This is a genomic window from Sulfuricurvum sp. (genome assembly GCF_049277495.1).
Classification (GTDB): domain Bacteria; phylum Campylobacterota; class Campylobacteria; order Campylobacterales; family Sulfurimonadaceae; genus Sulfuricurvum.
Genome location: NZ_JBASYM010000001.1, coordinates 22,935 through 48,546, shown reverse-complemented (window position 1 = coordinate 48,546; position 25,612 = coordinate 22,935). Strand labels below are relative to the sequence as shown.

The 25,612-nt window shown below is 43.8% G+C and carries 27 protein-coding genes; 14 read left to right on the top strand and 13 right to left on the bottom strand.

The window, feature by feature from the left end; genetic code table 11:
* Positions 1 to 60: 60 nt before the first annotated feature.
* From WAO38_RS00255 to WAO38_RS00235, 5 genes are all read left to right on the top strand, one after another.
* Positions 61 to 333, top strand: coding sequence for a hypothetical protein (locus WAO38_RS00255; RefSeq protein ID WP_422233200.1), 273 nt, complete (start codon positions 61 to 63; stop codon positions 331 to 333).
* A complete protein-coding gene (locus tag WAO38_RS00250) occupies positions 330 to 551 on the top strand; it encodes a hypothetical protein (RefSeq protein WP_422233199.1) in 222 nt (73 codons plus the stop codon). Before WAO38_RS00255 ends, WAO38_RS00250 begins: the two co-directional genes overlap by 4 nt.
* Positions 552 to 641: 90 nt before the next feature.
* Positions 642 to 971 carry a hypothetical protein gene (locus WAO38_RS00245; RefSeq protein WP_422233197.1) on the top strand — a complete coding sequence of 110 codons (330 nt, stop codon included), beginning with the start codon at positions 642 to 644 and terminating at the stop codon, positions 969 to 971.
* Between the two features lie 114 nt (positions 972 to 1,085).
* Positions 1,086 to 1,379, top strand: a complete 294-nt coding sequence (locus tag WAO38_RS00240; protein ID WP_422233195.1) for a c-type cytochrome — start codon at positions 1,086 to 1,088, stop codon at positions 1,377 to 1,379.
* Between the two features lie 201 nt (positions 1,380 to 1,580).
* Positions 1,581 to 2,405, top strand: coding sequence for a D-alanyl-D-alanine carboxypeptidase family protein (locus WAO38_RS00235; RefSeq protein ID WP_422233193.1), 825 nt, complete (start codon positions 1,581 to 1,583; stop codon positions 2,403 to 2,405).
* A gap of 13 nt (positions 2,406 to 2,418) precedes the next feature.
* On the opposite strand, the gene WAO38_RS00230 is transcribed toward WAO38_RS00235, so the two are convergent.
* The 4 genes from WAO38_RS00230 to WAO38_RS00215 form a co-directional block, all read right to left on the bottom strand.
* Positions 2,419 to 3,603 carry a sensor histidine kinase gene (locus WAO38_RS00230; protein WP_422233191.1) on the bottom strand — a complete coding sequence of 395 codons (1,185 nt, stop codon included), beginning with the start codon at positions 3,601 to 3,603 and terminating at the stop codon, positions 2,419 to 2,421.
* Complete coding sequence (locus tag WAO38_RS00225; protein ID WP_422233189.1) at positions 3,566 to 4,234, bottom strand: response regulator transcription factor; 669 nt, start codon at positions 4,232 to 4,234, stop codon at positions 3,566 to 3,568. The genes WAO38_RS00230 and WAO38_RS00225 overlap by 38 nt, the downstream gene beginning before the upstream one ends.
* Positions 4,231 to 5,517 carry a Na+/H+ antiporter NhaC family protein gene (locus WAO38_RS00220; protein WP_422233188.1) on the bottom strand — a complete coding sequence of 429 codons (1,287 nt, stop codon included), beginning with the start codon at positions 5,515 to 5,517 and terminating at the stop codon, positions 4,231 to 4,233. The genes WAO38_RS00225 and WAO38_RS00220 overlap by 4 nt, the downstream gene beginning before the upstream one ends.
* Before the next feature lie 181 nt (positions 5,518 to 5,698).
* Positions 5,699 to 6,322: an acyl-CoA acyltransferase gene (locus tag WAO38_RS00215; RefSeq protein WP_422233186.1), complete on the bottom strand. Its 624-nt coding sequence runs from the start codon at positions 6,320 to 6,322 to the stop codon at positions 5,699 to 5,701.
* A gap of 69 nt (positions 6,323 to 6,391) precedes the next feature.
* Between WAO38_RS00215 and WAO38_RS00210 the strand changes: the two genes are divergently transcribed.
* Positions 6,392 to 7,069 carry a L,D-transpeptidase family protein gene (locus WAO38_RS00210; RefSeq protein WP_422233185.1) on the top strand — a complete coding sequence of 226 codons (678 nt, stop codon included), beginning with the start codon at positions 6,392 to 6,394 and terminating at the stop codon, positions 7,067 to 7,069.
* Between the two features lie 71 nt (positions 7,070 to 7,140).
* On the opposite strand, the gene WAO38_RS00205 is transcribed toward WAO38_RS00210, so the two are convergent.
* From WAO38_RS00205 to glyQ, 3 genes are all read right to left on the bottom strand, one after another.
* Positions 7,141 to 8,160 (bottom strand): cytochrome-c peroxidase, encoded by a 1,020-nt coding sequence (locus WAO38_RS00205; protein ID WP_422233183.1) that lies wholly within the window; start codon positions 8,158 to 8,160, stop codon positions 7,141 to 7,143.
* Positions 8,161 to 8,234: 74 nt separating this feature from the next.
* Positions 8,235 to 10,475: an AAA family ATPase gene (locus WAO38_RS00200; protein ID WP_422233182.1), complete on the bottom strand. Its 2,241-nt coding sequence runs from the start codon at positions 10,473 to 10,475 to the stop codon at positions 8,235 to 8,237.
* Positions 10,475 to 11,356, bottom strand: coding sequence for a glycine--tRNA ligase subunit alpha (glyQ, locus tag WAO38_RS00195; RefSeq protein WP_422233180.1), 882 nt, complete (start codon positions 11,354 to 11,356; stop codon positions 10,475 to 10,477). Before glyQ ends, WAO38_RS00200 begins: the two co-directional genes overlap by 1 nt.
* A 107-nt stretch (positions 11,357 to 11,463) precedes the next feature.
* Between glyQ and WAO38_RS00190 the strand changes: the two genes are divergently transcribed.
* Positions 11,464 to 13,731 carry an ABC transporter substrate-binding protein gene (locus tag WAO38_RS00190; RefSeq protein ID WP_422233178.1) on the top strand — a complete coding sequence of 756 codons (2,268 nt, stop codon included), beginning with the start codon at positions 11,464 to 11,466 and terminating at the stop codon, positions 13,729 to 13,731.
* Here WAO38_RS00190 and WAO38_RS00185 read toward each other — a convergent pair.
* The 5 genes from WAO38_RS00185 to WAO38_RS00165 all read right to left on the bottom strand — a co-directional run bounded on the left by WAO38_RS00185 (position 13,728) and on the right by WAO38_RS00165 (position 17,900).
* Positions 13,728 to 14,585, bottom strand: coding sequence for a damage-control phosphatase ARMT1 family protein (locus WAO38_RS00185; RefSeq protein ID WP_422233176.1), 858 nt, complete (start codon positions 14,583 to 14,585; stop codon positions 13,728 to 13,730). The two genes, WAO38_RS00190 and WAO38_RS00185, sit on opposite strands and share 4 nt — an antisense overlap.
* A complete protein-coding gene (locus WAO38_RS00180) occupies positions 14,582 to 15,043 on the bottom strand; it encodes a DUF3972 domain-containing protein (RefSeq protein ID WP_422233174.1) in 462 nt (153 codons plus the stop codon). Before WAO38_RS00180 ends, WAO38_RS00185 begins: the two co-directional genes overlap by 4 nt.
* A gap of 113 nt (positions 15,044 to 15,156) precedes the next feature.
* Positions 15,157 to 15,651, bottom strand: coding sequence for a 5-(carboxyamino)imidazole ribonucleotide mutase (gene purE / locus WAO38_RS00175; protein WP_422233172.1), 495 nt, complete (start codon positions 15,649 to 15,651; stop codon positions 15,157 to 15,159).
* Positions 15,652 to 15,676: 25 nt separating this feature from the next.
* A complete protein-coding gene (locus tag WAO38_RS00170; RefSeq protein ID WP_422233170.1) occupies positions 15,677 to 16,969 on the bottom strand; it encodes a U32 family peptidase in 1,293 nt (430 codons plus the stop codon).
* Positions 16,970 to 17,186: 217 nt separating this feature from the next.
* The gene (locus WAO38_RS00165) at positions 17,187 to 17,900 is read right to left on the bottom strand and encodes a chemotaxis protein (RefSeq protein WP_422233169.1); all 714 of its coding nucleotides are present in this window, start codon (positions 17,898 to 17,900) and stop codon (positions 17,187 to 17,189) included.
* Positions 17,901 to 17,968: 68 nt separating this feature from the next.
* Between WAO38_RS00165 and WAO38_RS00160 the strand changes: the two genes are divergently transcribed.
* The 4 genes from WAO38_RS00160 (at position 17,969) to WAO38_RS00145 (ending at position 21,333) form a co-directional block, all read left to right on the top strand.
* The gene (locus WAO38_RS00160) at positions 17,969 to 18,748 is read left to right on the top strand and encodes a histidinol-phosphatase (protein ID WP_422233167.1); all 780 of its coding nucleotides are present in this window, start codon (positions 17,969 to 17,971) and stop codon (positions 18,746 to 18,748) included.
* Positions 18,749 to 18,820: 72 nt separating this feature from the next.
* Positions 18,821 to 20,251 carry a type I glutamate--ammonia ligase gene (gene glnA / locus WAO38_RS00155; protein WP_422233166.1) on the top strand — a complete coding sequence of 477 codons (1,431 nt, stop codon included), beginning with the start codon at positions 18,821 to 18,823 and terminating at the stop codon, positions 20,249 to 20,251.
* A gap of 150 nt (positions 20,252 to 20,401) precedes the next feature.
* Complete coding sequence (locus tag WAO38_RS00150) at positions 20,402 to 20,851, top strand: type II secretion system protein (protein WP_422233164.1); 450 nt, start codon at positions 20,402 to 20,404, stop codon at positions 20,849 to 20,851.
* A 5-nt stretch (positions 20,852 to 20,856) separates the two neighbouring features.
* Entirely contained in the window at positions 20,857 to 21,333 is a 477-nt protein-coding gene (locus WAO38_RS00145) for a type II secretion system protein (RefSeq protein WP_422233162.1), read from the top strand.
* 132 nt (positions 21,334 to 21,465) lie between these two features.
* Here WAO38_RS00145 and pckA read toward each other — a convergent pair whose 3' ends face one another.
* On the bottom strand, positions 21,466 to 23,049 hold the full coding sequence (gene pckA / locus WAO38_RS00140; protein WP_422233160.1) for a phosphoenolpyruvate carboxykinase (ATP): 1,584 nt from the start codon (positions 23,047 to 23,049) through the stop codon (positions 21,466 to 21,468).
* Between the two features lie 377 nt (positions 23,050 to 23,426).
* On the opposite strand from pckA, the gene WAO38_RS00135 reads away from it, so the two are divergent.
* The 3 genes from WAO38_RS00135 (at position 23,427) to WAO38_RS00125 (ending at position 25,605) form a co-directional block, all read left to right on the top strand.
* Positions 23,427 to 24,623, top strand: a complete 1,197-nt coding sequence (locus tag WAO38_RS00135) for a replication initiation protein (protein ID WP_422233159.1) — start codon at positions 23,427 to 23,429, stop codon at positions 24,621 to 24,623.
* Positions 24,613 to 25,176 carry a hypothetical protein gene (locus WAO38_RS00130; protein ID WP_422233157.1) on the top strand — a complete coding sequence of 188 codons (564 nt, stop codon included), beginning with the start codon at positions 24,613 to 24,615 and terminating at the stop codon, positions 25,174 to 25,176. Before WAO38_RS00135 ends, WAO38_RS00130 begins: the two co-directional genes overlap by 11 nt.
* Before the next feature lie 186 nt (positions 25,177 to 25,362).
* The gene (locus WAO38_RS00125; RefSeq protein ID WP_422233155.1) at positions 25,363 to 25,605 is read left to right on the top strand and encodes a hypothetical protein; all 243 of its coding nucleotides are present in this window, start codon (positions 25,363 to 25,365) and stop codon (positions 25,603 to 25,605) included.
* Positions 25,606 to 25,612 lie beyond the last annotated feature (7 nt).

Sequence of the window (25,612 nt, the reverse complement as noted above, 5' to 3'; positions counted from 1 at the left end):
TGCAACCTGAGCTAAACTGTGTTAAAATTATGGCCAAGACTCTATCACTCAAGGTAAATTATGCTATTTGATCCCACTCCATTGGAAAAATTAACCACGCTCGTAACTGATTTAATCGAAAAACAGACGGCATTGCAAGCCGAAATCGAAACACTTCGCAATGAAAGTGCCTCAATCCGAGGCAGTGAACAAACGAAAGATGAGGAGATCCAGCGTCTGAGTGCTTCTGTGGCCGCCAAAGATGAAGAGATTAAAATGTACAGTGATGAACTCTCTGCCAAAGATGCAGAAATTGAAGCAATCGTTTCTAAGATTGAAAGCTTGCTTGGATGAACACCAAAATAGCCCTCACGCTCAATGCCAAACGTTACGACATTGATGTAGAGGAAGATTTTGCCCATTTTTTGACGGCACAAATGAAACAGGATTTTGAGTTCCACGGCAATAATGATCTTAAACTTCTTCTCCAAGCTTATGTCCGTAAGAACTTTGCCCTCTATCAGCAAGAAAAACAAATGGGCGAGCTGATCGATCGTCTCCAAAATCTTTAACCTTCTCCACAATACCTCCACAATCATCTTTTATACTGCTCTCATCTAAAGAGAATCTCGCAAGAGACTCTCTCCAAGAAGGAGTTTGAAATGAAAAAGTTACTTATGTTGTTGTTGGTTGCGGCGCTGAGCGCTTCTGTAGCTCAAGCCGACGCCAAGTCAGGTCAAAAAGTTTATCTTAAAACCCTCAAAGCGAAATTCGGTATGAACGGGACACGGTTTGCCGCTGAACATACCGTTTCGGAATGGGAAGACCTTTTTGATAACAATGCGGCCGGATTTATCAAAGAATACAGTGCACGGTTTCCGAGCGCTGCAGGAGTGTTGACGAATCCTGAAATGAAAGATCGATTGCAGGAAGTAGGCGATTTTGCCAAAGAATACGGCAGCGATTCGGGAAATGTTCCATCTTGTGGTTAATACGCCAACGGAACAAAGTTCCGCTTGGCTACGCTAACGCTGAGTTTTGCTCGGCGCGATGCCCACGCACGCTTGCGTGCTTACACTAACTATACATATCGTAAAGGATTTATTATGAAAACGTTGATTGCAATACTTGGACTTACCGCTATGTTGAGTGCTTCTGAGGGAGCGGATCTGTATAAAAAATGTGCCGCATGTCACGGTGCCAAAGCTGAAAAAGCGGCATTGGGAAAATCCGAAGTAATTGCCGGCTGGAAAGCTGACAAAACGGTTGAGGCCCTCAAAGGGTATAAGGCCGGAACCCGTAATACAAAAGGGATGGGTGCGCTGATGAAAGGGCAAACAGCCGCTTTAGATGATGCGGATATGAAAACGATCGCTGAGTATATTGCCGGATTGAAATAAAACTTCCTACGCTGCTATGAGCTGTCATAGCCCTATCGCTTTCTTATGTTTTTGTCTCTCCCTCCGCTTAAGCGGAGGTTATTTTCTTTCCCACTCGTTTCGGTTGTTCACACCCTTGCCAAATGATACGATTCGCTCAATAATAGTTCGGGTTTATTTACTGTTTTTAGCAATAATAGCCCATCATACTAAAGGGACGGGATGCTCAAATCATTAATCTTCTTTTTTCTTCTCTTTATGACCGCTCTTCATGCCGAAATTGATTCCGAAAAACTGGATAAATTAAATGTTGAAGCCTTATTGGTCAAAAATCTTACGAACAATGCGATGCTCTATTCCAAAGAGGCGCTGCGTGAAGTTCAACCGGCAAGTCTAACGAAAATCATGACGGCCATATTGGCGATAGAACAAGGGGATTTAAACCGTTCGGTCGTTATTACAAAAGAGATGCTTCAAGTGGAACCGACCAAGGCAGGGTATAAAGAAGGGGAGGTCTTTGTATTGGACGATCTCATCAAAGCCGCTTTGATCAAATCGGACAATGATGCGGCGATGGCCGTCGCGATAGCCGTCGGAGGGACATTAGAGAATTTCAAAGAGATGATGAATACAAAAGCCTCATCCATAGGGATGGTGAATACCGTGTTTACGAACCCTTGCGGCTTTGACATCGGCAATCATCACTCGACTCCGCAAGATCTGCTGACTTTGGCGGAATATGCTATCAAAAATTCTGTTTTTAACGATATCACCCGCCTCAACCAGCATACCTACTATTCACGCAACACCGCTCGAAAATTTGTTGCCCACACCCACAATCAGCTTCTTAACAAGTATGAATATGCCGTTGGAGTAAAAACGGGATATACCTCTAAAGCGGGACCGTGTTTAATCGCACGAGCCAAAAAAGACGATAGGGATTGTTTGATTGTGATGTTGAATTCCAAAGAGAACCGCTGGAAAACGGCGAAAGAGATATTCGAACAGGTCTTTGTCCCCTCGCCGGAAGTTTTGGCGTCCTTATAGCCTCAGCAGGACATTACTCCCATCGGATACATATCTTCGTCCCCTTTTTTTCTTCCGATTCTATGGTGATTTTGAGATCATATTCTCGGGCGATCATTGCTACGATATTAAGCCCGATTCCAAATCCTCCCACACTTTTATCGGCGCGCGTATAACGCTCAAATACCCGATCGATCATTGCTTCGGGTATGCCGATACCGTTGTCATCGATACATAAGCTTCCATGGCGCAGAGTGATGGTGATTTCTCCCCCCATTTTATTGTATTTAATGGCATTGGAGAGGAGGTTGTCGACCAGGCGGGTTGCTTTGGTCGCATCAATCACCAATGTTATCTGCGGATCAATGTGGGTGATGAGATTGATTTTCTTTTGGTCGATCCGATGGCGAAAATAGTCGATTCGTTCATGGATGAGGGTTGATAGATCGAGATTGATATTACGAACCGCTAAATCATGGTTGAGGATTAAGTAGGTGAGATCGTCATAGAGGGTAGAGATGGTGCGGGAGGCAATTTCGATCCGTTTGAGCTTTTTCTCGACCGAGGGGGAAAGTTCCCCTTCCTGGAGTGCTTCGATATTGGTTAAAATCGCACTGACGGGGGTATTGAGTTCATGTGTCGTGTCTTTGATAAAATCATCGAGAAGAGCGATCGCTTCGTTCATGGGGCGCAGAAACATCCGGGATAGGGCAAATCCGATGATCCCCAGGATTAAAAAGAGAAGTGAACCGAAAATCAGAGAGTTCGTGAGGACCTGATGCCGCCATAACTCATCATCATGGGTTTCAAACACCAGATAGTATTCTCCCAGTCCATAGGGAGACAAAGGAACGATGAGGTGGATGTAGCCCTCATGAAGGGCAATATTTTCATTAAAATCAATAGGGTTGCGGTGAAGATTTCCGACGAGAAGATCCTTGCTGTAACCGTAAAGGGCGGTTTTATAGGCCAAATCGGTGGGGAAGGTGTTGAGATCATGGCCGCTTTCCAGCCATATTTTGAGTTTCGGGACGTAGCTTTCGCTTTCCAGCTGCATCGAGAGACGATGGGAGGAGAGCATCTGTGTTTTGATCGATTCGTAATAGAGGGTAGCGATCAACGCCAGTATAAGGATGCTCATGACACCGTAGAGGGCTAAAAAACCTCTTAGGGTACGGTATTTAGCGAAATTGATACCCGATGCGCTTGTGGCTGACAATGGAATCCTTTCCGAGGAGTTTACGGAGCGTTTTGATGTAGGTACGCAAGCTTCCGTCGCTGGGGGTTTCATCATAATCCCACAGATGCTCCATAATCACTTCATGGGGAAGGAGCTCATTTCTGTGTTGGATGAAGAGTTTGAGGAGCTTATGCTCTTTGAGCTGGAGCGTTTGCTCATGAGAGTTAATCATGAGGATTTGGTTGTCGATGTCATAGGTGATCCCTTCACCTAACACAAGTACATCGGAAGGATTATGGTAAAAATTTCGTTTGAGAATGGTTTGAATACGCAGCAGCAGTTCTTTGAGTGCAAACGGTTTGCGGATATAATCGTCTCCCCCGCTCTCGAATCCCTCTTCGAGATCACTCATCGCATTACGGGAGGTGATGAAAATTGCCGGAGTCGTATTCCCGTCTTTCCGGTTTGCTTTCAACAGTGAAAATCCGTCTCCGCCGGGGACATTGACATCAAGCAGCAGCAGATCAAACTTTTGCTCATACAGAATCTCTTCTGCCGAAACGGCATCGTAGACGCATTGGACGTCAAAGCCATGTTCTTCGAGGTATTCACTCACACTTTCAGAGAGATTCGGATCATCTTCGAGGAGGAGAAGTTTGGTTTTTATCATGTGAGTACTATCCCGAAAAGAATAAATGAAATCAGCGCCATGAGGGCTGAGATAAGAGCATAGGGGAGCTGTGTCCGAACATGCTCACCCACTTCGCATCCTGAGGCCATAGAGGAGATGATGGTCGTGTCCGATATCGGAGAACAGTGATCGCCGAATACGCCTCCCGAGATGACCGCGCCCATAGCGAGTGCCACGGGGGCATCAAGTCCGACGGCGAGAGGGATGGCAATGGGAAGCATGATACTAAAAGTTCCCCAGCTGGTTCCCGTTGCAAAGGCGATGACGGCACTTAACAGAAAAATTGCCCCTGCGAGATACTGGGAAGGGAGGTAATCCCCGATAAAAGAAGCGAGATATTTTCCGACTTCCATATCAGAACTCACCCCGCCGATGGCAAAGGCAAAGAGTAAAATCAAGGCAATGGGGGTAAGGGCCTTGGCTCCGCTATAGGCTGAGCGGAAAAAATCACGACTGCTCATCGCCTCACTCAAACGATAATAGATCCACATGAGTAAAAGGGTTAGGGCGAGGGCATAGAAGATAGAGCTTGAACCGGAACCTTTGAGAATATTTCCCCCTCCCGTAAGAAACATAAATCCGACAACCCCGCCGATCATCCAGGCCATCGGCCATAAAAAGAGTCCCAGTCCGCCATTATTTTCTTCGTTGGTTACGGGAATCTCAAGAATAGGGGAGTTGCGCATGGGACCGATGTCAATTTCATACCAGATAACGACAAAGGTAACGATGAGGGCGATATAAGCATAAAAATTATAACCGATCGCTGCAATCAGCCATTGCGCTTCCTCCCCCACGATCAAACCTGCCGCGATCTGTCCGCCGATCAGCCCCAGCAGCAATGCGCCCCAGCCGTTAATGGTGATAATCGAACAAACCGGGGCTGAGGTAGAGTCACAGACAAAGGCCAGTTTCGCACGGCTGATCCCGTAACGGTCACAAAACGGTTTTCCGACGGCACCGGCAACAAGAGATGTAATGGAAGACTCGATAAAGATAATAATGCCGGCAATAAAACTGGGGATGAGTGCTCCACGTTTACCGTTTACCCATGAGCGTTTGACGCTTAGTTCATGTACCAGTGCCCCAACACCGCCGCTTTTCTCGATCAATGCCATAACCGCACCTACCATAATGGCAAAAGCGAGGGTTTTAAGGACCCATCCCTCACTCAGCAGAGCTGAAAAACGCTCGGCTATATGGATGGATGCACCCTTGAACTGAAAGTCAGCAATAATGATTTCACCGGCGAATACCGCCATGGCAAGAGCAAAAAAAACAGAACGGCTAAAAAGGGCAAGGAGTATTGCAATAAGAGGAGGGATTAACCCTAAAGGACCGTATTCTATTTGATTTCCTTTCTAAACGCCATCGGAATGCATCCCGATTGGCTACGCTAACGCTGTGTTTACTTCGGCAGTATGCCCAAATGCAGTATAGTCGTTACAGTATCATTTGAAGCCGCATAATACCGGGGCGGCCAAACTGCTCTTTGTAGTATTCGCTCCGCTTTTCGTCAATGACTACAAATCCGAGTTTTTTGTAAATCATTTCGGTCTCGGCCAATCCGATCTCGACCGGGGTCTGGACTTTACGATACCCTTTAAGACGTGCCGCCAGCATACTTTTCCCGATCAGTTCTTTAAATACGTCAATGCTTTTAAACTCCGGTTTTACCAGCATAAAGTCTAACACAAAGGTTTTATTGTCGACGTCGCTTTCGCAGAGCAGATAGGCGGCAATCCGTTCGTGATAGGTTTCGTCAAATCCGATCTCTTCGAGTGCTTTGGAAAAAATTTCATGGGTTGCGATACGCGGCTCATAGCCGCAAATCGTCCCGGCGGCAGTTCCTCCGGACATGGCAATAAAAAAGTTGGAAAAATGGCAATAACATTTTGTGGTCGTGAGTGCTAACTTTTTGAGATGGGAGAGCAAGGCCTCATTGTCGGAGGTATTAAAGACAAGATCGAACAAACCGATCTTCTTGCCTCCGCGCGAACCCTCCAACAATGCTAGGGCAATAATGTCAATATCCGCCTCTGTTGCTTTACGAACGGTAATTGCCATTAGTGCCTCACTCTTGCGATTTTCAATATGCTATACTACCTAACTTTAAAATAAACTAAGAACGATGCTATGTTTAAAATAATTACGCTCCTTTCCCTCTCTTTAGGTCTCTCTTCATTGATTGCATCCGAACAGCTCATTGTCGTTTTATCCGCAGAGTTAAACGCCACAAACGGGACGATGCAACGGTATGAAAAAGAAAAAGTGTGGAGAAAAATAGGGGAGGAAATACAGGTGGTTTTGGGTCGAAACGGGTTAGGATATTCGGATCAAAAGAATCCTCTTAAAAAGGAGGGAGACGGAAGATCTCCTGCCGGCGTTTTTCCTATTTCTTCAACATTCGGTTATGATGAACATCCTAACTCCGCAATGGCGTATCATTATGCCGATGAAAAACTGATTTGTGTCGACGATATAGAAGATGAACGTTACAACACATTTGCATTACTGGATCCCTTGAACCCTCCGAAAAGTTTCGAAAATATGCGCCGAAGCGATGATGTCTATCGCAACGGTGCCGTGATCGGGTACAACACATCGGGAGAAAAAGGGAGAGGTTCATGCATATTTATCCATCTTAACCATAGCGATCATCGTCCGACATCCGGATGTACCGCAATGGATGAAGCTCCTTTGATTGAATTGCTTCACTGGCTTGATCCGCAGAAAAATCCGCAGATTTTACAAATACCGAAAAGTGAGTGTGAGAATTATCAAAAAGAGTTGGAAGGGATTACGTGTGAATAGTTTGCGTTTTTAGATGCAGAAAAAGCAGCGCAGCCAATCGGAATACGTCCCGATTGTGCGCTGATGAGGAATTAATTACTAACGACATCCACTTTAGGTGTAGTGAGTGTAGAAGCCGGAAGCATTGGGTAGATGATCGTCGGTTTTTTACCCTCCAACGATTTGAGGAAGGTTTCGATTTCGTTTGTCTCTTGGTCGTTCAAATCGACACCGAGCTGGATGCGTCCCATCTCTTTGATAGCTCCGCTAAGGGTGGCGATTTGGCCGTTGTGGAAATAAGGAGCCGTTTCGGTAACGTTACGGAGTGTCGGAACCCGTACCAGGCCGTTGGCATCCCCTTTAAAATCACCGATATTCATGAATTTATAAGGAGCTACAACACCGAATGCTTGCATCGTTCCGCCAAGTGCGATGTCATTGTGACACGTTGTACACCCTTTATCGATAAAGGTTTTAAGCCCTTTTTGCTCTGCTTTGGTTAATGCTTTCGTATTTCCGTTTAGGAAATCGTCATAGCGGGAAGGAGTAACGAGAGTACGCTCGAATACGGCAATGGTATCGGCTACTTTTTCAAACGTCACTTTAACATCTTTCCCGTATGCTTTTTGGAACATTTTGACGTATTGCGGCATTGAATTGACAACACCGGTAACGAAATCTTTCGGTGCCGCCATTTCCGGTCCGGCCTGAATCGGTCCTTGTGCTTGATCTTCGAGGTGCGGAGAGCGTCCATCCCAGAATTGTTGGCTGTAGAATACGGCATTATAAACGGTCGGCGAGCTTAGTCCGTGCGGATTAGACGTCCATTTGTGCCCGATTGCCGCGCTCATACCGTCGGTTCCGCCGATTGCGAGATTGTGACAGGTGTTACAGCTGATCAAACCGCTTTTGGAAAGACGCGGTTCGAAATAGAGCATTTTTCCCAATTCAACTTTGGCCGCTGTTGTCGGGTTTTTTGGATTTGAAGTAAGTTGATTGATAGCTTTTGCACTGGATGGGATTGGTTTTAATCCGGCTGTTTTAGCTTCATTGATAAGTGAAGCCCCCATTACACTCGAAGCGACGATCGCTGACATCAAAAGTATTTTCATAGGTTACATCCTGTTAGTATTTGAATAAAGATTATAATTGTATCACAATTTTGAAACAGGAAAATTACGATATTTTAATTTCTTTCCAACTCCTGCATCACAGTAAAACGTTTTGTGTGTTCCAGCCGTCTGCAAGCCGATTCAAACGCACCGCTTTCACCGACGATGATACAATGCCCTTTTGCCCGTGTAAGAGCGGTGTATAGGAGTTTCGTATTGAGCATGATATGATGTGAAAAACTCATTATCATTACGACCCGTTCATATTCCATTCCTTGGACTTTATGGACACTGAGCGCATAGGATAAACTGAGAAAATCGCTGGTTTGATCATATTTGTACTGGACGATCAGCTCTTCATTCGGATAGTAGACATAACAAAACTCTTCTTCCTCATCAATTCGGAAAAGCAATCCGCACATTCCGTTAAAGATTCTCCGTTCACTTGCGTCTGAGCCCTCTTTGAACTCTTCGGGTGTATAGGAGAGGAGATTGTCATTTTTGATATGGACGACTTTATCCATTAAACGAAATTCACCTTTAAATGTTTTGATCTTTTTTTTTGGATTGGGATTGAAATATTCCTGAAGGAAGAGATTGAGATTGTCGACACCCAAGGTATTTCCCCGCATCGGCGAGATCACTTGAAAGGCGCTGAGGTATTCTCGGATTTGTTTGGACTGGAGTTTTTCACGTGAATCGGGAAGATATTGCAGTGTGATTTCTGCGACGGCGGCCAGTATATTGTGAGCATGCGTTTTAAGTACCTCTTCGAACTCGGAGGCACTGAGGGAATTTTTTAGGGCATGACGATTTGAAATATCGATCGGGATAAAAGTGAAGTCTTCATAGCTTTCGCGATAGGGCGGAATAATGCCTTTACGAATATCATTGGCAATAAGAGCGATTGCCTGATCCGGACTTTGGCGATAGATATGGGTAAGCATAACGGTTGGCGCAAATCCAAGTGCTATGGCATCACTAAGAGGGCTTCCCGCGCCGATAGGGGGAAGCTGGGCATCATCACCTACGATGATAACGGTTGCATCACGCTCTATTTTTGCCATCAGCCTTGCAAACAAAAGGGAATTAATCATCGATGCCTCATCGATAAGAATCACTTTGTAGGGCATTTTATCATGCGATTCGAAGCGGACCAGGAGACTTTGGATCGTTGCGCTCTGATAACCGCTCCGTTCGCGAATTCTCTGGGAAGCGATACCGCTGAGAGCACACGTCATAATTAGGCTCGGTTCATGACGGATTGCCAAAAGATCGAGAAGAGCTTTGGCTGTAGTACTTTTCCCGGTTCCTGCATATCCGACGAGAAAAATGAGTCCTGAACCTTTATTGATCAATTCCAGAGCGGTGTATTGCTGTTCTCCGAGATTCAGCGCATGGGCTTCTAAGAATGCTTCAAGATTATCACACAGCGGGTCATGCGTATTTTTACCGCGTCGTTTGAATTCGCTTATGAGAAGGGTTTCGGCTTCATAAATACGTGCGGGAGAGAGTTTGGAACTGGGTAGCATGGTAATACTCCCCTCACGCAGACGATCTTCGAGCGCCTCATCGTACCGGTCAGGACGGCCGAGATTCAGCAGTTGATCCAGCTTCGCAAAGAGGGAGTGACGATCAATACAGCTGTTTCCTTCCTGGTCGCAATATTCGCCGAGCGTATATTCCATTGCCGCTTGGATACGGCGGTCGTCATCGCTTTTGACCCCCATGTTTAAAGCGATTTCATCCGCTTTTTTAAAGCCGATTCCATGGATGCGCATCAAGCCGTAAGGATTGTTTTTAATTGCTTCGATAGGGTCTTTCAGCTCTTTCATCGCACCTGCAATGAGACGAAGCAAGGCCGGAGTAACGCCGAACGGTGCTAAAAACTCTCCCAAAAGACGCATAGAGCGAAACTGTTTCCATCCGCTGGAGAGCTTTAAGAGACGTTTTTCATTCATCCCTTTTATTTCGAGGAGCCGTTCGATGTCATTATCAAGAATATCGATCAGCCCGTCGCTGCCGTAACGTTCGATCAACTCGGCGGTCAGTTTTTTGGTAAAACCTTTGACGACACGGTTGAGAAAAAAGAAGAGTTCGTTTTGATTGACGATGAGGGAGTGGGCTTTAAAGGTACGGCCGTGTTGTCGATGCTCGTCCCATGACCCTTTAAGGGTGATAGCGGCATCCTGGAGATTTTGAACGTCGCTTTCGTAATAGTGTGCGCTGATTTTTTCACCGCTTTTCAATGCAGCGATGAAAAATCCGCTGTTTTCGTAAATAATTTTATCGATCTGACCGATGAGTGTTTGCATTATGCTTTAACGCGGAGGTTTCTTTCCTCTTCTTGAGACTTGTAAAGCTCTGCACACCCTTTGGCCAACTCACGGATTTTAAGGATGTAGTTTGCCCGCTCTGTTACCGAGATCGCTTTGCGTGCATCGAGGGTGTTGAATGTATGGGATGCCATCATGCACAGATCGTATGCCGGAAGAGGAAGCTCTGCATCGAGACACCGTTTACACTCGGATGCTTTGGCTTCGAATTCGGCAAAAAGCATAGCGGTGTCGGCAATTTCGAAATTATATTTACTAAATTCGATCTCCCCTTCTTTGTGAATATCGCGGTAAAGTGTTTTTCCGAATTTGTTTTCGCTCCAGACAATGTCGAATACCGTATCGACTCCTTGCAGATACATCGCAAGACGCTCGGTTCCGTAGGTGATTTCGACTGCTACGGGATCACACGCCACGCCGCCGACTTGCTGAAAGTAAGTGAACTGTGTCACTTCCATACCGTTTAGCCATACTTCCCAGCCTAGCCCCCATGCCCCGAGTGTCGGTGATTCCCAGTTGTCTTCGACAAAGCGGATATCGTGGTCTTTCAGATTGAGTCCTAAAAACTCCAAGCTTTTAAGATAAAGCTCTTGGATGTTTTCAGGGCTTGGTTTGATCAGAACTTGAAATTGGTAATAGCTTCCCAAACGGTTAGGATTTTCTCCGTAACGCCCGTCGGTCGGACGTCGGCTTGGGGCGACATAGGCAACGGACCATGGCTGTGAATCGAGTGAACGTAAAAAAGTTGCGGGATGAAATGTCCCCGCACCGGCGGCAATGTCGTAAGGCTGGACAATCGCACATCCTTGGTCATTCCAAAATTGTTGAAGTTTTAAAAGCATATCGCCAAAAGTAATCATAACTGTCCCATAAAATAAATGGCACCATTATACCAAAAACCGTTCTTCCAAAGGGTTTCTTAAAGAAATGCGTTCTATTATAAAGGAAATTAATGAAAGGTTGCGAAATGAAGTTATTTTTTATTATTTTATTTCTCTCTTTCGCAACCGTGTATGGAGCGCCGTCGTTAGAAAAAGTTTCGGTCAAACTGCAATGGGCGGATCAGTTTCAGTTTGCGGGATATTATGTTGCCAAAGAGAGAGGTTTTTATCAAAATGCGGGATTGGATGTCACCCTCCAAAAATTCGATCCGAAAAAATTGGCTGTTGATGAGGTAATGGAAGGGCGCAGTACGTATGGAATCGGTCGATCATCACTGCTGATTGATCGTATTCAGGGTAAAAATATTGTCGCATTGGCAGCAATTTTTCAAAGTTCTCCCTTTATCCTTCTCTCCCAAAAATCGGCCGATATTCAGACTCCTCGGGACTTGATCGGCAAACGTGTCATGATGACCGAAGATTTTCAAGACTCGATTTCGGTTCGGGCGATGCTCAATTCTCAGGATGTTCGGATGGGGCAGATTAAATTTTTGCAACACAGTTATAATCCTATGGATATTGTCAACGGTAAAACGGATGTAATGGCATCTTATATCTCCAATGAACCTTACATCCTCAAGGAAAAGGGAATCGAAGTCAATGCGATTAATCCTGAAGCGTACGGATTTGATTTTTACAGCGATATCCTTTTTACCTCAGAATCCGAAGTGCGTGATCATCCTAAAAGGGTACGCGCTTTTGTGGATGCGACACTGAAAGGGTGGGAATATGCCTTTGAACATATACCTGAAACGGCTCAGTTGATCCGTGAACGATACAACGGCCAAAACAAATCATTAGAGAGTTTGATTTATGAGGGGCAGGTTCTTAAAGAGCTGGCATATCGCGGGAATCAGCCCTTGGGGGCAATTACCGTCGATAAATTTCGTCGAATATCGGATATTTACCGGGTGATGGGGCTGCCGTCGAATGAAAAACGGTTGGAGGGATTTGTCTATGATGATGCCGCTCATCAATCGCTATTGATGAATGTCGATGAGCGCTCTTTTTTACATACGAATACAATCCGCTACACCTCTACTTTTGCATGGCCCCCGTTTAATTTTCGCTCCGATACAGATCCCGAGAGATTTCAGGGGATAGCGGTCGATATTTGGAAATTGATTGTTGCGCGAACGGATATGCATACCTCTTTTATCCCTTCACCTACATGGGGAGGGGTTTTGGAAGCTATTAAGAGCAAAAACGCTGATATTACTCTCGGTACATCTATTTCAGGGGATAAGGAGCCATATGCCATATTTTCCAAACCTTATGCCTCTTTTCCGAATGTGATCGTTACCGATAAGAAAATTGACTTCCTTCCGGGTTTGGAAGCTTTGGAAAACAAACGTGTCGCTATCGGCCAAGGGTATAGTATTATTGATACCGTCAATATGAAATATCCGCTGATTAAGATTGTGGAAGTAGAAGACACCCGAGAAGGGCTGAAACTGCTAAGCGCGGGGAGAGTCGATGCTGTGATCGATATTCTCCCCGTCGTTGCCTATTTGATTAATTCCGGTCATTATATGGATCTAAAAATTTCCGGAACAACCGAGTTTGATTTTGACGTGAGAATGATGATCCGCAACGATTATCCGCAACTTAAATCGATTGTTGACAAAGCTATTGATTCTATTAGTGTGGCAGAACGACAAAAAATATTTAACCGGTATGTTGCCATTACCTACGAAAACCGTATCGATTACGACTGGGTTTACGGGATTGGATTTGCTGCAATGTTCATTATTTCGATTTTTATGTATCGTCAGTTTGAGATGGGAAAATATAATAAAAAACTTTTGTATATGGCAACGACAGATCCGTTGACCAAGCTTTCCAACCGGATGCATTTGGACGAAAAATTGGTTGAATTTCATCAGTATTATCAGCGGACACACAGGACCTATTCCGTCATAATGATCGATTTGGACTTTTTTAAACGGATCAACGATACCTATGGTCATTTGGTCGGGGATAAGACTTTAGTCAAACTCTCTCAAATACTGCGTAAAAGTATACGGGATATCGATATCATCGGTCGATGGGGCGGCGAAGAATTCATGATCATCTGTCCCGATACTGACAGTGAAGGGGCTTATAAGGTTGCGGAAAAAATTCAAGAGGCCATTAATATGTGTGAGTTCCCCCATATTCACACCCTTTCTTGCAGCTTTGGGATCAGTGAATGCAATGAAGGCGATCGCATCGAAAATGTAGTCGGCCGAGCGGACAACGCTTTATACAGGGCAAAAGAAGAAGGGAGAAACCGGATTATCGTACAACGTTAATGAAGTTTACACACTATATCACCGATCTCTTTTCCCAGTGAACCTGCAACAACGGAACATTTTACTTTCAGTAAAAAACAGATGTTTTCTCGTCTTTGCGGGGTCATGCACTCGTAATTACCCATACCTTTGGCAATGATCAAATCGGCACTATCAAAGAGCCCTTGCGCTTCATTAGAAGCAAGTTCATAGACAAATCCTGGGGTAGGAACACCGCTGTCCATAAGAGAACAGATTTCTTCTATACCCGCTTCTTTCGCCTCTTTTAAGGTGACGTCATTAATGATGGGATTGCCCCGTACCATATAGGTAAATGCTGCGGAAGGATAAAGCTTTTGGAGTGATGCGATAGCCAGTGCGTCAAAGATATGTTCTCCCGCATTGTCTGCGATATAGAGGACACTCTTGGAAGAATTCAACAGATGGCGCAAAGCCAAGGTATCATCTTGTGCGAATGCAGTGTTAAAGACGGACATAATGGCATCATGCAGATCAAAACTTACCTCTGCCGCCAAGTCGATCACATTGCCGACGACAGCCGTTTTAAGGGTTGCCATAAAAGGGTCGTCGCTCTGTCGAATCGTTTCCTCTAAAAAAGGAATATAACTCTTGGCTTGGGCTGTTGCATGATTTTTTTGTTGCTCGTATAAGTCGTCGGTATGAGCAAGCCGTGCCATCTCTTCATATAATGGAGCGGCAATTACGGGAGGTGAGAGGAAAAAATCAGCAGTTTGGAGAGCTGTTTTGACATAATCGGTCATTTTAAGACGTAACGCTTTGTCGGCATGAATCGCGTCACAGACCCGTTCGCTTTGGGCACTAATACACCCTATGCATTCTTGTTGTATGGTCATTGAGTCGCGTGATCTTCGATGACTTTGCCCCACATCAGTTTGTATTTACGGCGCATAAATTCGACTTCTTGCTGAGAAAGGCGAAGCTGCTCGGTAAGCGTTGCAATAGTATTGCGATCTTCGTCATAAAGTTCTTGAAGAGAGGCGAGTGCTTCTCTGAGAAACAAGTTTTCATTTTTGATCGACTCAATGGTCTCTTCTTTGGCAACGAGTACTTTTTCATGGAGATTTATAATGGTTCCGATGGTTTTTTCAACAAAACTCGCACCCATCGTTACATCAGCTTGAGATGCACTGAGCTCATGGAGACTGATTGGAACGATGCCTGCCATACCCTGCCCCGGGTCAATAAATACCTCGCCATCTTCGATAGTTGTGGTGAGCTTTCCGCGGACGATTAATGCTTCAACGGCACTGCGATCCATATGTGTCATCTGAGCATAATCATCGATACTCATCCAGTGCCCTTGCATTCACTACCGCCTATACGTTTAGATTTTTGATTATAGCAAAATGCGTACCCAATTAAAATTGTTCACTACGCACAGGCACTTTGCCAAAACCTATAAAACTATAAGATCGTTTCAATCTCCAAAGAATCCATTTCAACTTTTTTTGCTTTCGTGATACGATCTTCTTGGAGTTTCATTCGCAGTTCTTCATTTTCCAAAGCTAAAATCTGCATGGCAAGATAAGCAGAATTGATCGCTCCGGCTTTGCCGATGGCGACGGTTGCTACCGGCATTCCCGCAGGCATCTGGACTGTAGAGAGAAGAGCGTCGATACCGCTCAAAGCGGATGCACTCATCGGTACACCAATGATCGGTTTAATCGTTTTGGAGGCTAATACACCTGCCAAATGAGCTGCCATTCCTGCGGCTGCAATAAAAATTTGTGCCCCTTTAGCTTCAGCTTGGAGTACATAGTCTTTTGTACGTTCAGGACTTCGGTGTGCGGAAGAAATAATAAGTTCATACGGAACACCGAACGCTTCTAAGGTTTCTGAACATGAGCGCATAACGTCAAAATCGCTTTTGCTCCCCATAATAATTGAGACAAATTTCATTGCATTAACTCCTTGGTTTTTAAATTTAACATTTTGTGACGGTGCCCATCTCTTCTGTTGCCGGTATACGAAAGAAGGTAAATGCCGGAAGAGAGGCGGGAAGGGTGAAACGGTTCAGATTACCGCTGTGTACCTGATCCCATACTTTGCCGTTTTCCGCAAGCAGCTGTTTGAAGGATATATGCCACTCTCCGTTTTCTTCCCATATTCTACCGATTTCATTATCAACCGGCTGAATAACGCTTCCTTCCGGAAAAACAAGTTCCAGGGTATCGCCGGGGAAGGTTTTATATTTGCATTCAAAATAGTTGCCGCTTTCGTCGACTATGCCGCTTACCTGATGGGTTCCCATCATCATCGTAAAGTCGAGATTCTGCGTATCATGTTTTTCAAAAGGGCGATTCACAAGATAGGCATCGGTAAAGCCGCGATTTTGCATCGTATTTAATTCTTTTTGATAACGTTCGCCATCAAATTTTCCGGCATAATAATCATCAATGGCACGGCGGTACACCTTGGCGGTAATCGCAGCATAATAGGGTGCTTTGGTGCGCCCTTCGATTTTCAGTGAATCGATGCATCCTGCATCTAAAATTTCTTGAATATGGGAAGCGAGATTGAGATCTTTGGAATTCATAATATAGGTACCGACCCCCTCATCTTCGACGAGTTTAAACAAAGTCCCTGTCTCAGGATTCGCTGCATACATTTCATAAGGGAAACGGCAGTCATTAGCACAGCTTCCGCGATTTGGGACACGGCCGCTTTGGAGTGTCGAGATCAGACAGCGGCCGCTGTAGGCAAAACACATCGAACCGTGAACAAATACTTCGATTTCCAAATCAGGGAGTTCTTCTTTGATCTGTTTTAAATCTTTAAGGGATATTTCCCGTGCTGCTATGATTCGTCGAGCACCCATATCGTAATAGACTTGCGCATCGAGAACGTTCATAACATTCGCTTGGGTAGAGAGGTGAAGGGGTATATGGGGAGCGATTTGATGTGCGAGTTTTAAGACTCCCGGTGTTGCGACGATAAATGCATCCGGCTCCAACGATGCCATGAGGGCAATATGTTCTTTGAGAAGCTTTAGTTGAGAGTTAAAAGGAAAACCGTTAATCGTGACATAGACTTTGCGGCCCTTTGCATGGGCGTAATCAATCCCCTCTTTAAAGCTTTCGATATCGAACTCTTTACCCGATCGGATACGGAGTGAAAAATGGCTGACTCCGCCATACACAGCATCTGCACCGTAGTCGATGGCAATTTTGAGTTTTTCTAAATTTCCCGCAGGGGAAAGGAGTTCGACTTTTTTCAAAGAGAGTTGCTCGATTCTGTATAATATTTGAGGGAATTTTATCGAAAAAAAGGTGTCGATTGTTTGAAAGTAGAAAGTTAGCTACTAAATGATGCCTCAACCACATATGAAGAGCGAGGTCGCGTGCAGAAGTGCACAAGCGTACCGACCGCGATTTGTTGTTGAGGCGATTTTCTTTTGCTATTTTTCTTGTGAAAAAGAAAAGTAGGGTAAATCGTTATTTTTGTCCGAAGGAAGCAAGTAATGCTTCAATATCATCACTGCTGACAATATCATCGGTACTGGTGTCTCCGTGAATATGAACTGCCGAGGCAACACGTTTCGAATCGTCGATTTTTCCGGCAAACAGATGATTCATATAGGTTGAGAGGGCGCGCATGACATTGATAACCCTTTCGATTTTCTGGCGATGGATATCCTGATACTGCATAATGTCCATAATATTCATAATGGTATCGCCGCCATTTTGGAGGGTTTCTAAAATGGCCTCGAGATTTGCCAGGGCTTCTTTATTTTGCTCCAATTGGGTTTTAAAAGCTTCAACATGCGGGAATTTTGTAGTTAAAGTGTTGAAAAGATCGATATTGCTTCCCAAAACGGTTCGGATTTTTTTGACATCTTTTTCACCCTGACCTAAATCATTACTGATACCTTCGATCAAATCGAAAATTTCAGAGGCTTTGGCTTCGCTCTCTTTGGTAACATCATCCAGCTGGTGGACCATTTTGTTATCATCCGTCGGTGGTGGAGGCGGCCAGCTGTTCATTGCTGATACACGGTATTTATCCTGATTGATTTCTTCGGATGGATTTTCCTCAAAGGCCTCTTCTGCAGGAAGCTCTTCTTCGGTTTCTGCAGACTCAGGCTCTGCGTATGTTTCATCTAAATCGATATCGCCGCTCATTAATGCATCTAATTCTTCTTGCGTCATTACGATTACCTTAACAAAAAATTGCACTATAATAGCATTAAAACCATTATTTTTACTTAGGAAAACAGATGAAAGTTGATCTCCACAATCATACCGTTTTATGCAATCATGCAACAGGAACCGTAAATGAATATGTTGAAGCGGCCATTGCGTGCGGTACAGAGTTTTTCGGTTTTTCCGATCATGCTCCGATGCATTATGATCCAAAGTATCGAATGGCATTTGATCAAATGCCGTTGTATGAAGAATGGGTTAAAGAAGCGCAAGAGCGGTACAGAGATGAGATTACCGTTTTATTAGGGTATGAGATTGATTTTCTTCCCGGATATATGGATGAGGGTGTCATGACTCGCCCCTGCGACTATTTGATCGGAAGTGTCCATTTTATTGATGACTGGGGGTTTGATAACCCGGAGTTTATCGGCCGGTATGCCGGAGCGAATATTGATGATGTCTATCGCCGTTATTTTGGGCTTGTTGAAACGATGGCGCTCAGCGGCAGGTTCGATATCGTCGGACATTTGGATTTACTTAAAGTATTCAAATACCTTCCGACAAAAGATATCCGACTTTTGGCCGAGGGGGCATTGAAAGCGATCAAAAAAGCCGATATGTCGATTGAAATTAATGTGTCGGGCTATCGTAAACCGATTGCCGAGGCATATCCTTCGCCGCTTTTAATGGAAGAAATCGCTGCATTGGAGATACCGATTACTTTCGGTTCTGATGCGCATTGCAAAGAACAGGTAGGACTCTACAGTTCCGAGGTTGAGTCACTGGCACGCTCTGTAGGTTATGACAAATGTGCCCTTTACAGAGGGCGTGATCGTGAAATGATTAAATTTTAATCACTCTAAACACGTCACTTTTTGGCAAGTTTTGCTATACTGCTTTAACTTTATTATTTTCAGGAGATCTGCATGGGTAAATTCGTAAATAGTGTCGACGAGTTTTTCAGTTTTTGTAAAGAGAATGACGTTCAGTTCGTCGATTTTCGTTTCACCGATATGAAAGGAACATGGCACCACGTTAGCTACCGTATGAGTGCAGTGAATGCCGGTCAGTTTGAAGGCGGTCTCCCGTTTGACGGTTCTTCTATCGATGCTTGGCAACCGATCAACCGTTCGGATATGTTGTTGAAGCCGGACGCTGAGTCCGCATTTATGGATCCTTTTACCGCTGATCCGACCATTATCGTATTTTGTGATGTCTATGACATTTACAAAGGACAAGCCTATGAAAAATGCCCGCGTGCTATCGCGAAAAAAGCGCTTGAGCACCTTGCTAACGCCGGCGTAGGCGATGTTGCTTATTTCGGTCCTGAAAATGAATTCTTCGTATTCGATGATGTCAAAATCCGCGATGAAGTCAACTGTTCATATTATGAAGTGGACACTGAAGAAGGTTCATGGAATGATGCAAAAGATTTCAAAGACGGTTACAACACCGGTCACCGCCCACGTACAAAAGGGGGTTATTTCCCGGTAGCTCCGATTGACACTATGGTTGATTTGCGTGCAGAGATGATGTTGGCATTGGAACAAGTCGGTCTTGAAGTTGTTCTCGGTCACCACGAAGTTGCACAGGGTCAAGGCGAGATCGGTATCGTTTTCGGAACCTTGGTCGAAGCAGCGGATAATGTACAAAAACTTAAATACGTTATCAAAATGGTAGCTCACCTGAACGGTAAAACAGTAACATTTATGCCTAAGCCTCTTTACGGAGACAACGGTAACGGTATGCACGTTCACCAATCGATCTGGAAAGACGGTAAAAATACATTCTACAAAGAAGGCGGCTACAGCAACTTGTCTGAAACAGCGCTTCACTATGTCGGCGGTATCTTTGCTCACGCTCGTGCGGTTGCAGCATTTACCAACCCGTCAACCAACTCATACAAACGTCTGATTCCTGGATTTGAAGCTCCTTCGATTTTGACGTATTCAAGCCAAAACCGTTCAGCTTCTTGCCGTGTTCCTTACGGTGCAGGCGAAAAAGCGACACGTATCGAAATGCGTTTCCCGGATTCTACTTCATGTCCATACCTTGCATTTACTGCAATGTTGTTAGCTGGATTAGACGGTATCAAAAACAAAACAGTTCCGGTTGGACCGATGGACGAAGATTTGTTCGAACTCAGCCTTGATGAGATTCGTGAAAAAGGTATTCCTCAAATGCCACACACATTACGCGGTTCATTAGAAGCCTTGATTCGTGACAATGCATTCTTGCAGCCGGTTATGACTCCTGAATTTATCGATACGTATCAGCATTATAAATTTGAAACACAAGTATGGCCGGATGAAGCTCGTCCTACGGCATTCGAATTTAAATCTACTTATTCTTGTTAATTTTTTAGTACAAGCCACTGGCTTGTACTCATCCTCGCCCCCCTTTTCTTTATTATCTTTAAATTGCAGTATTATTATTAAAGCTTAAGCTAGATATGACGATAATACAACCATCTTAACTATGCACTTTGTGCAGTCCCAGGAGTTTCTATGAAACGTAATGCATTCACCCTCGTCGAGTTGATCTTTGTCATCGTTATTATCGGAATATTGGCAGCAGTCGCAATTCCGCAGTTTGCAAATCTAAAGCAGAATGCTGAAGTCAAATCCGTTATCAAAACGACAATCGATACGGCATCAGGGGCGGCAAATGCTGCAGTCAACCAAATAGATTTGGAAGAGAATACAACAATTACGTTGGCAGATTTAGTTAATGTAACAGGTCGAGGATGGCAAACAGCTGGTGATGTTGTAACTTATACTGATGCTGCATCAGGCAGTGTTGTATCTACCATTACATTGGATGTAGGGGGACGCACAGTTAACTATGCTATTGACTGTGCAAGCTTTAATGACGTAGTAAGCCAGGATAGATGTCTAAGAGATCTCAATGCTACTGCTGTTGCCGGTGCTGACGTAAATACCACTATCAATTTCTAATACATATGACTAGATCAACTCGCTTAGGTTTTACTCTTGTCGAGCTGATCTTCGTCATTGTCATTATCGGGATACTCTCGGCCGTGGCAATTCCTAAATTTGCGAACCTCACCGATAACTCCAAAAGTGCTTCCGAACTCGCTACCGCTTCATCAGTCCAAAGTGCACTAGATGCCATTCACGGCGAATGGATCGCAAATACGTGCGATTTTGATTGGGGAAACGGGCAAAATACTGCCACAAATCCACTCAATGCAACCGGATATCCTACGACTTTGGGTGCTGATAACACTCATCCTCTGAATTATATTCTCAAAAATACAGAAAATGGTGATTGGGTGGTTGTCGGAGGAAAATATTACGGTCCAGCAACCAAAAATGGAAGCAGTACAAAAGATCGCAATATTGCGAACAAGCCCGAGGGGAACGATTACTGGGACTACAATGCTACGGCAGGGACGTTTACACTCGTAGAACCATAAAGATTACATCTATCAAACATCCTTATCGGAGCCGCGCGCGATGCAGAAGTGCAGAGAGTCGCGCAGGCGATTTGTTTGAGAGATGAAGTTTTTTGCTACTTTTTTGCCGGAACAAAAAAGTAGAAGAAAAGATTACGGTAATTGCGGACCGGCGGCAGAAAAGTCGAAGCCGCTCTCTCCATCCGTATATTTATGAAAGTTCTTGATAAAGAGTGCGGCTAGATTGTCGCGCTGTACAAGGTACGCGTCACGATCGGCCCAAGCGTTGCGAGGGTTAAGAATCACAGGGTCAATGGATCCGAGTGTTTTTGGGATATGGAATCCAAATGTATTGGTGGTATCAAACTCGCTGTTTTGGATACTGCCATCTAAGATAGCATTGATACAAGCACGGGTATCTTTAATGCTCATCCGTTTACCGACCCCGTATCCGCCTCCTGTCCATCCTGTGTTTACAAGATAGACATTGACTCCATGCTCATCGATTTTTTCACCCAAAAGCTTTGCGTAGACGGTTGGATGAAGCGGCAGAAACGCTTCTCCGAAACATGAGCTGAAGGTTGCCACCGGTTCGGTAATACCCCGCTCGGTTCCGGCAACTTTTGCCGTGTAACCGCTGAGGAAATAATACATCGCCTGCTCTTTTGTGAGGCGGCTTACCGGAGGGAGAACACCAAATGCGTCAGCCGAGAGAAAGATGATGTTTTTAGGATGAGCCGCCATTAGTGAAGGCTGGTGGTTTTCAATATGTTCGATCGGATACGAGACACGGGTGTTTTCCGTTTTAGAACCGTCAGTATAGTCAACGATGCCGTCTTCGTTATAAACGACATTTTCGAGCAGGGCATTGCGACGGATGGCATTATGAATTTCAGGTTCGCTGGAAGGATCAAGATTGATCACTTTAGCGTAACATCCCCCCTCGAAATTAAAGACACCGTCATCGTCCCAACCATGTTCGTCATCCCCGATAAGGGCACGTTTAGGATCGGTCGAGAGAGTTGTTTTTCCGGTTCCGCTGAGACCGAAAAAGAGACAGGTGTCTCCTTCTGCACCGACATTCGCTGAACAGTGCATCGAGAGCTTGCCTTCGAGAGGAAGCCAGTAGTTCATCATTGAAAAAATACCTTTTTTCATCTCGCCGCCGTACCAGGTTCCGCCGATGATGCAGAGATTGGCTTCGATATCAAAGAGAACAAAGACTTCAGAATTCAGCCCATGATTTTCCCATTTTTCATTCACGGCTTTACAAGCGTTGAGTACGGTAAACGAGGGCTTGAAGGTTTCCAACTCAGCTTCAGTCGGACGGATAAACATATTTTTGACAAAATGAGACTGCCATGCGATTTCAGAAACGAAACGGACGGAACGTTTGCTGGAAGCACTTGATCCGCAGAAGACATCGGTAATATAGAGATCTTTTCCGGAGAGCTGTTCACGGGCAACAATAAGGAGTTCATCAAAAACCGCTTTGTCGATTTTTTTATTCACATCACCCCATGCAATATATTTGTTGGAAGGATCTTGATTGACAAAATATTTGTCTTTAGGACTGCGACCCGTAAAGATACCGGTATCGACCATCGTCGCACCATTGCTGGCAAGCTTACATTCACCGTTCTCCAACTCATGTCGGATCAACTCATCGTAACTGAGGTTATGGAAAAGTTTTCCACTATTTTGTATGCCTAACGTCTCAATCTCTGCGGAAATCATGGTGTTGTTTTACCTTTTCGGGTTCATCACCGTACTGTACGGCAATGAAGATTTAAAGCGGATGCTTCATTTATGGTGCGAATTATACGACTTCAATTTATAAACGAGAATTAAACTATCAAGTTTGTTAATCAAACCTTTGAAAAGAAGAAAGTAGTCGCGGTGCAACTTGGCTTATTTTTTTCACTCTGGATCTTATATTTAAGGAGAAAATCAAATCGAAAGTTAGTAGAAAGCCCTTTAACTCCCCCGTCGGCAAACTGTGAAGTCAAAGTGCGAAGCAATCATCCAAAAATCAAAAAGACATCAGGACGACATGTAGGGAAATTATAGCACATGTTGTCCTTTGATGAAAATCAATTATCAAAGGAACCAATTTGTTTAGCGAAAACAATATTCATAAAAATACCGTACTAAATGGAATATTAGAGCATTTAAAAAAAATCAGAGCCTATACAATCTATGGGCGCATGTATGTTCTTCCCGTTAAATACATTCGAAAGAACCCACGTTATTACGATCAGCTACAGATCAATACCGATACTCACTTCAATGCAATTATCATGGACGTTGATAATGAAGATCTGTTGGCAGAATGGAATGATGTTGGGTTGCCTGTGCCTACCATTCAAACGCTCAATGCGCATAATAATAAAGCCCATCTGATTTGGTTGCTCAATCATCCTGTTTCTAAGACTAATAAAAAAGCAGTTGGGTATTACCGCGATATTGTCAAATCGATACAACTTTTGATTGGAGCGGATCAAAATTATCAAAATCACCAAACCAAAAACTTTTTCAATGATGAGTCCTATCGAGTTATCTACAATGATGTTGCATACGATTTAGCCGAATTTCATGACTTTGTCATCGATCATCGACAATCAGCAGCCTCAAATGCAGCTGTCATTGCGGCTGAAGCCTCTATAAGCCGTCATATCACACTCTTCAATCAACTTCGCCATTACGGTTATACAATCGCTAAGAACAAGAATCTCCACGCGTTGCTTGAGAATAAAGCCCATCAAATCAATCAGCAGTTTGAAGTCCCTATCAAACCAAGATCGATTGTTAAAAGTGTGTATGAATTTTGTCATGCAAACCGTAATAATTTTCGATCCAAAGCAAAAGAAAAACCAATGGGATTTTCTCAGATAAAAAATCTTTCCAGAGAAGAGTTTTTGCAAGAGGTTTCACATAGACAAAGTCTGGCAGCAAAACGAACTACCCAAATGAAAATAGCTGATACGCTTAGAAGTATTATGGCCGCAGTTAAATTCATGCAACGTAGTGGGTCTAAAATCACTTTACAGACGATAGCCAACTGCTCCAAAAAATCTCTCTCCACTATCAAGCGTTATGGTAAATGGATTAAAAATTTCATACAAAAAAAAGCAGGTCTCATTCGCTCTATAAGGGTATTAGCTTCTGATGGTGAGGTACGAGCCGCCATTCTACCTCTAAGAGGTATACCTAAAAAAGCACCATACCAAAAAATTTCTATTAATGCATGTATGAACAAAACTGAATATGGTGGACATATTCAAGGAAAGGGTATGAATTATGAAAGCTAACAATTTGAAAGCCATTGATATTGATGCTGTATTAAGATTTGATTCAGAAAATCTTATTTTCAAAGAAAATACAGCACTAAAGCGACTTGGCACAAATATTTTTCAGGAAATAAAGAAACATAAAAGGTCGTTGAGTGAGAAAGAGATAGAAGTTTTGAATAAAGCTGCCGAAATAATTAATGATCTGAGAAGCAGACGAGAACTGGCTCTAAGAATGAAAAAAGAGAAGATTAAATTACTTGATATAACTGTTGGTAGGTACAAAATGGCATTAAAGAGGCACTATGGTCAAATCAGTGATATATTGATGATCAAGTACGTTGCCGGGAGATCATCGCAGGCATGGGTAAGAGATCGGGAGCATTTAATAAAACAGTTTGAAGATACTTTGGGAACAATATTGCAACCGAAAATCGATAATATCGGTGTATTCATGGTCGATGATATTGTATTGGAATATGAAGCTCTTTTTGAAAATGTAGATGCTCCGAACCATAATTTTTTTAAGGATGCAGTAAATCGAATTGCTTTTCAGCTAAGTACTGTAGTGTAGGAACTTATCACTATGTTGAATGAATATTTTTCTTTGCTTATAGATAATTTATTTGGAAAAATTTAACCAAAATTGGTCAGTTAAATGAGAATTGCTAACTAGTTACGTCTTAACTATTGACAACAAAAGAAAGAAGTGCTACAATTTTTATATCAATTAGTAAAGTCTTAACTAAAGAGGTGTAAGATGAAGGCAACAAAGCATATTGGCGAGAGAATGTCTCAACGGGGCATGACCAAACGTATGATTGAACTCGTTATGGAGTTTGGAAAAGAGCAGGGAGACAAAGTTATTCTTAATCGCAAAGCCACGCAATCTATTCTTCATGAAATGGATCAATTAAAAAAAGATCTTCTCAAAGTTATGGACAAAGGCGGCATAGTCGTTGTTATAGATAACGATACATTGATCACCACATATAAAGCATAGGAAATAA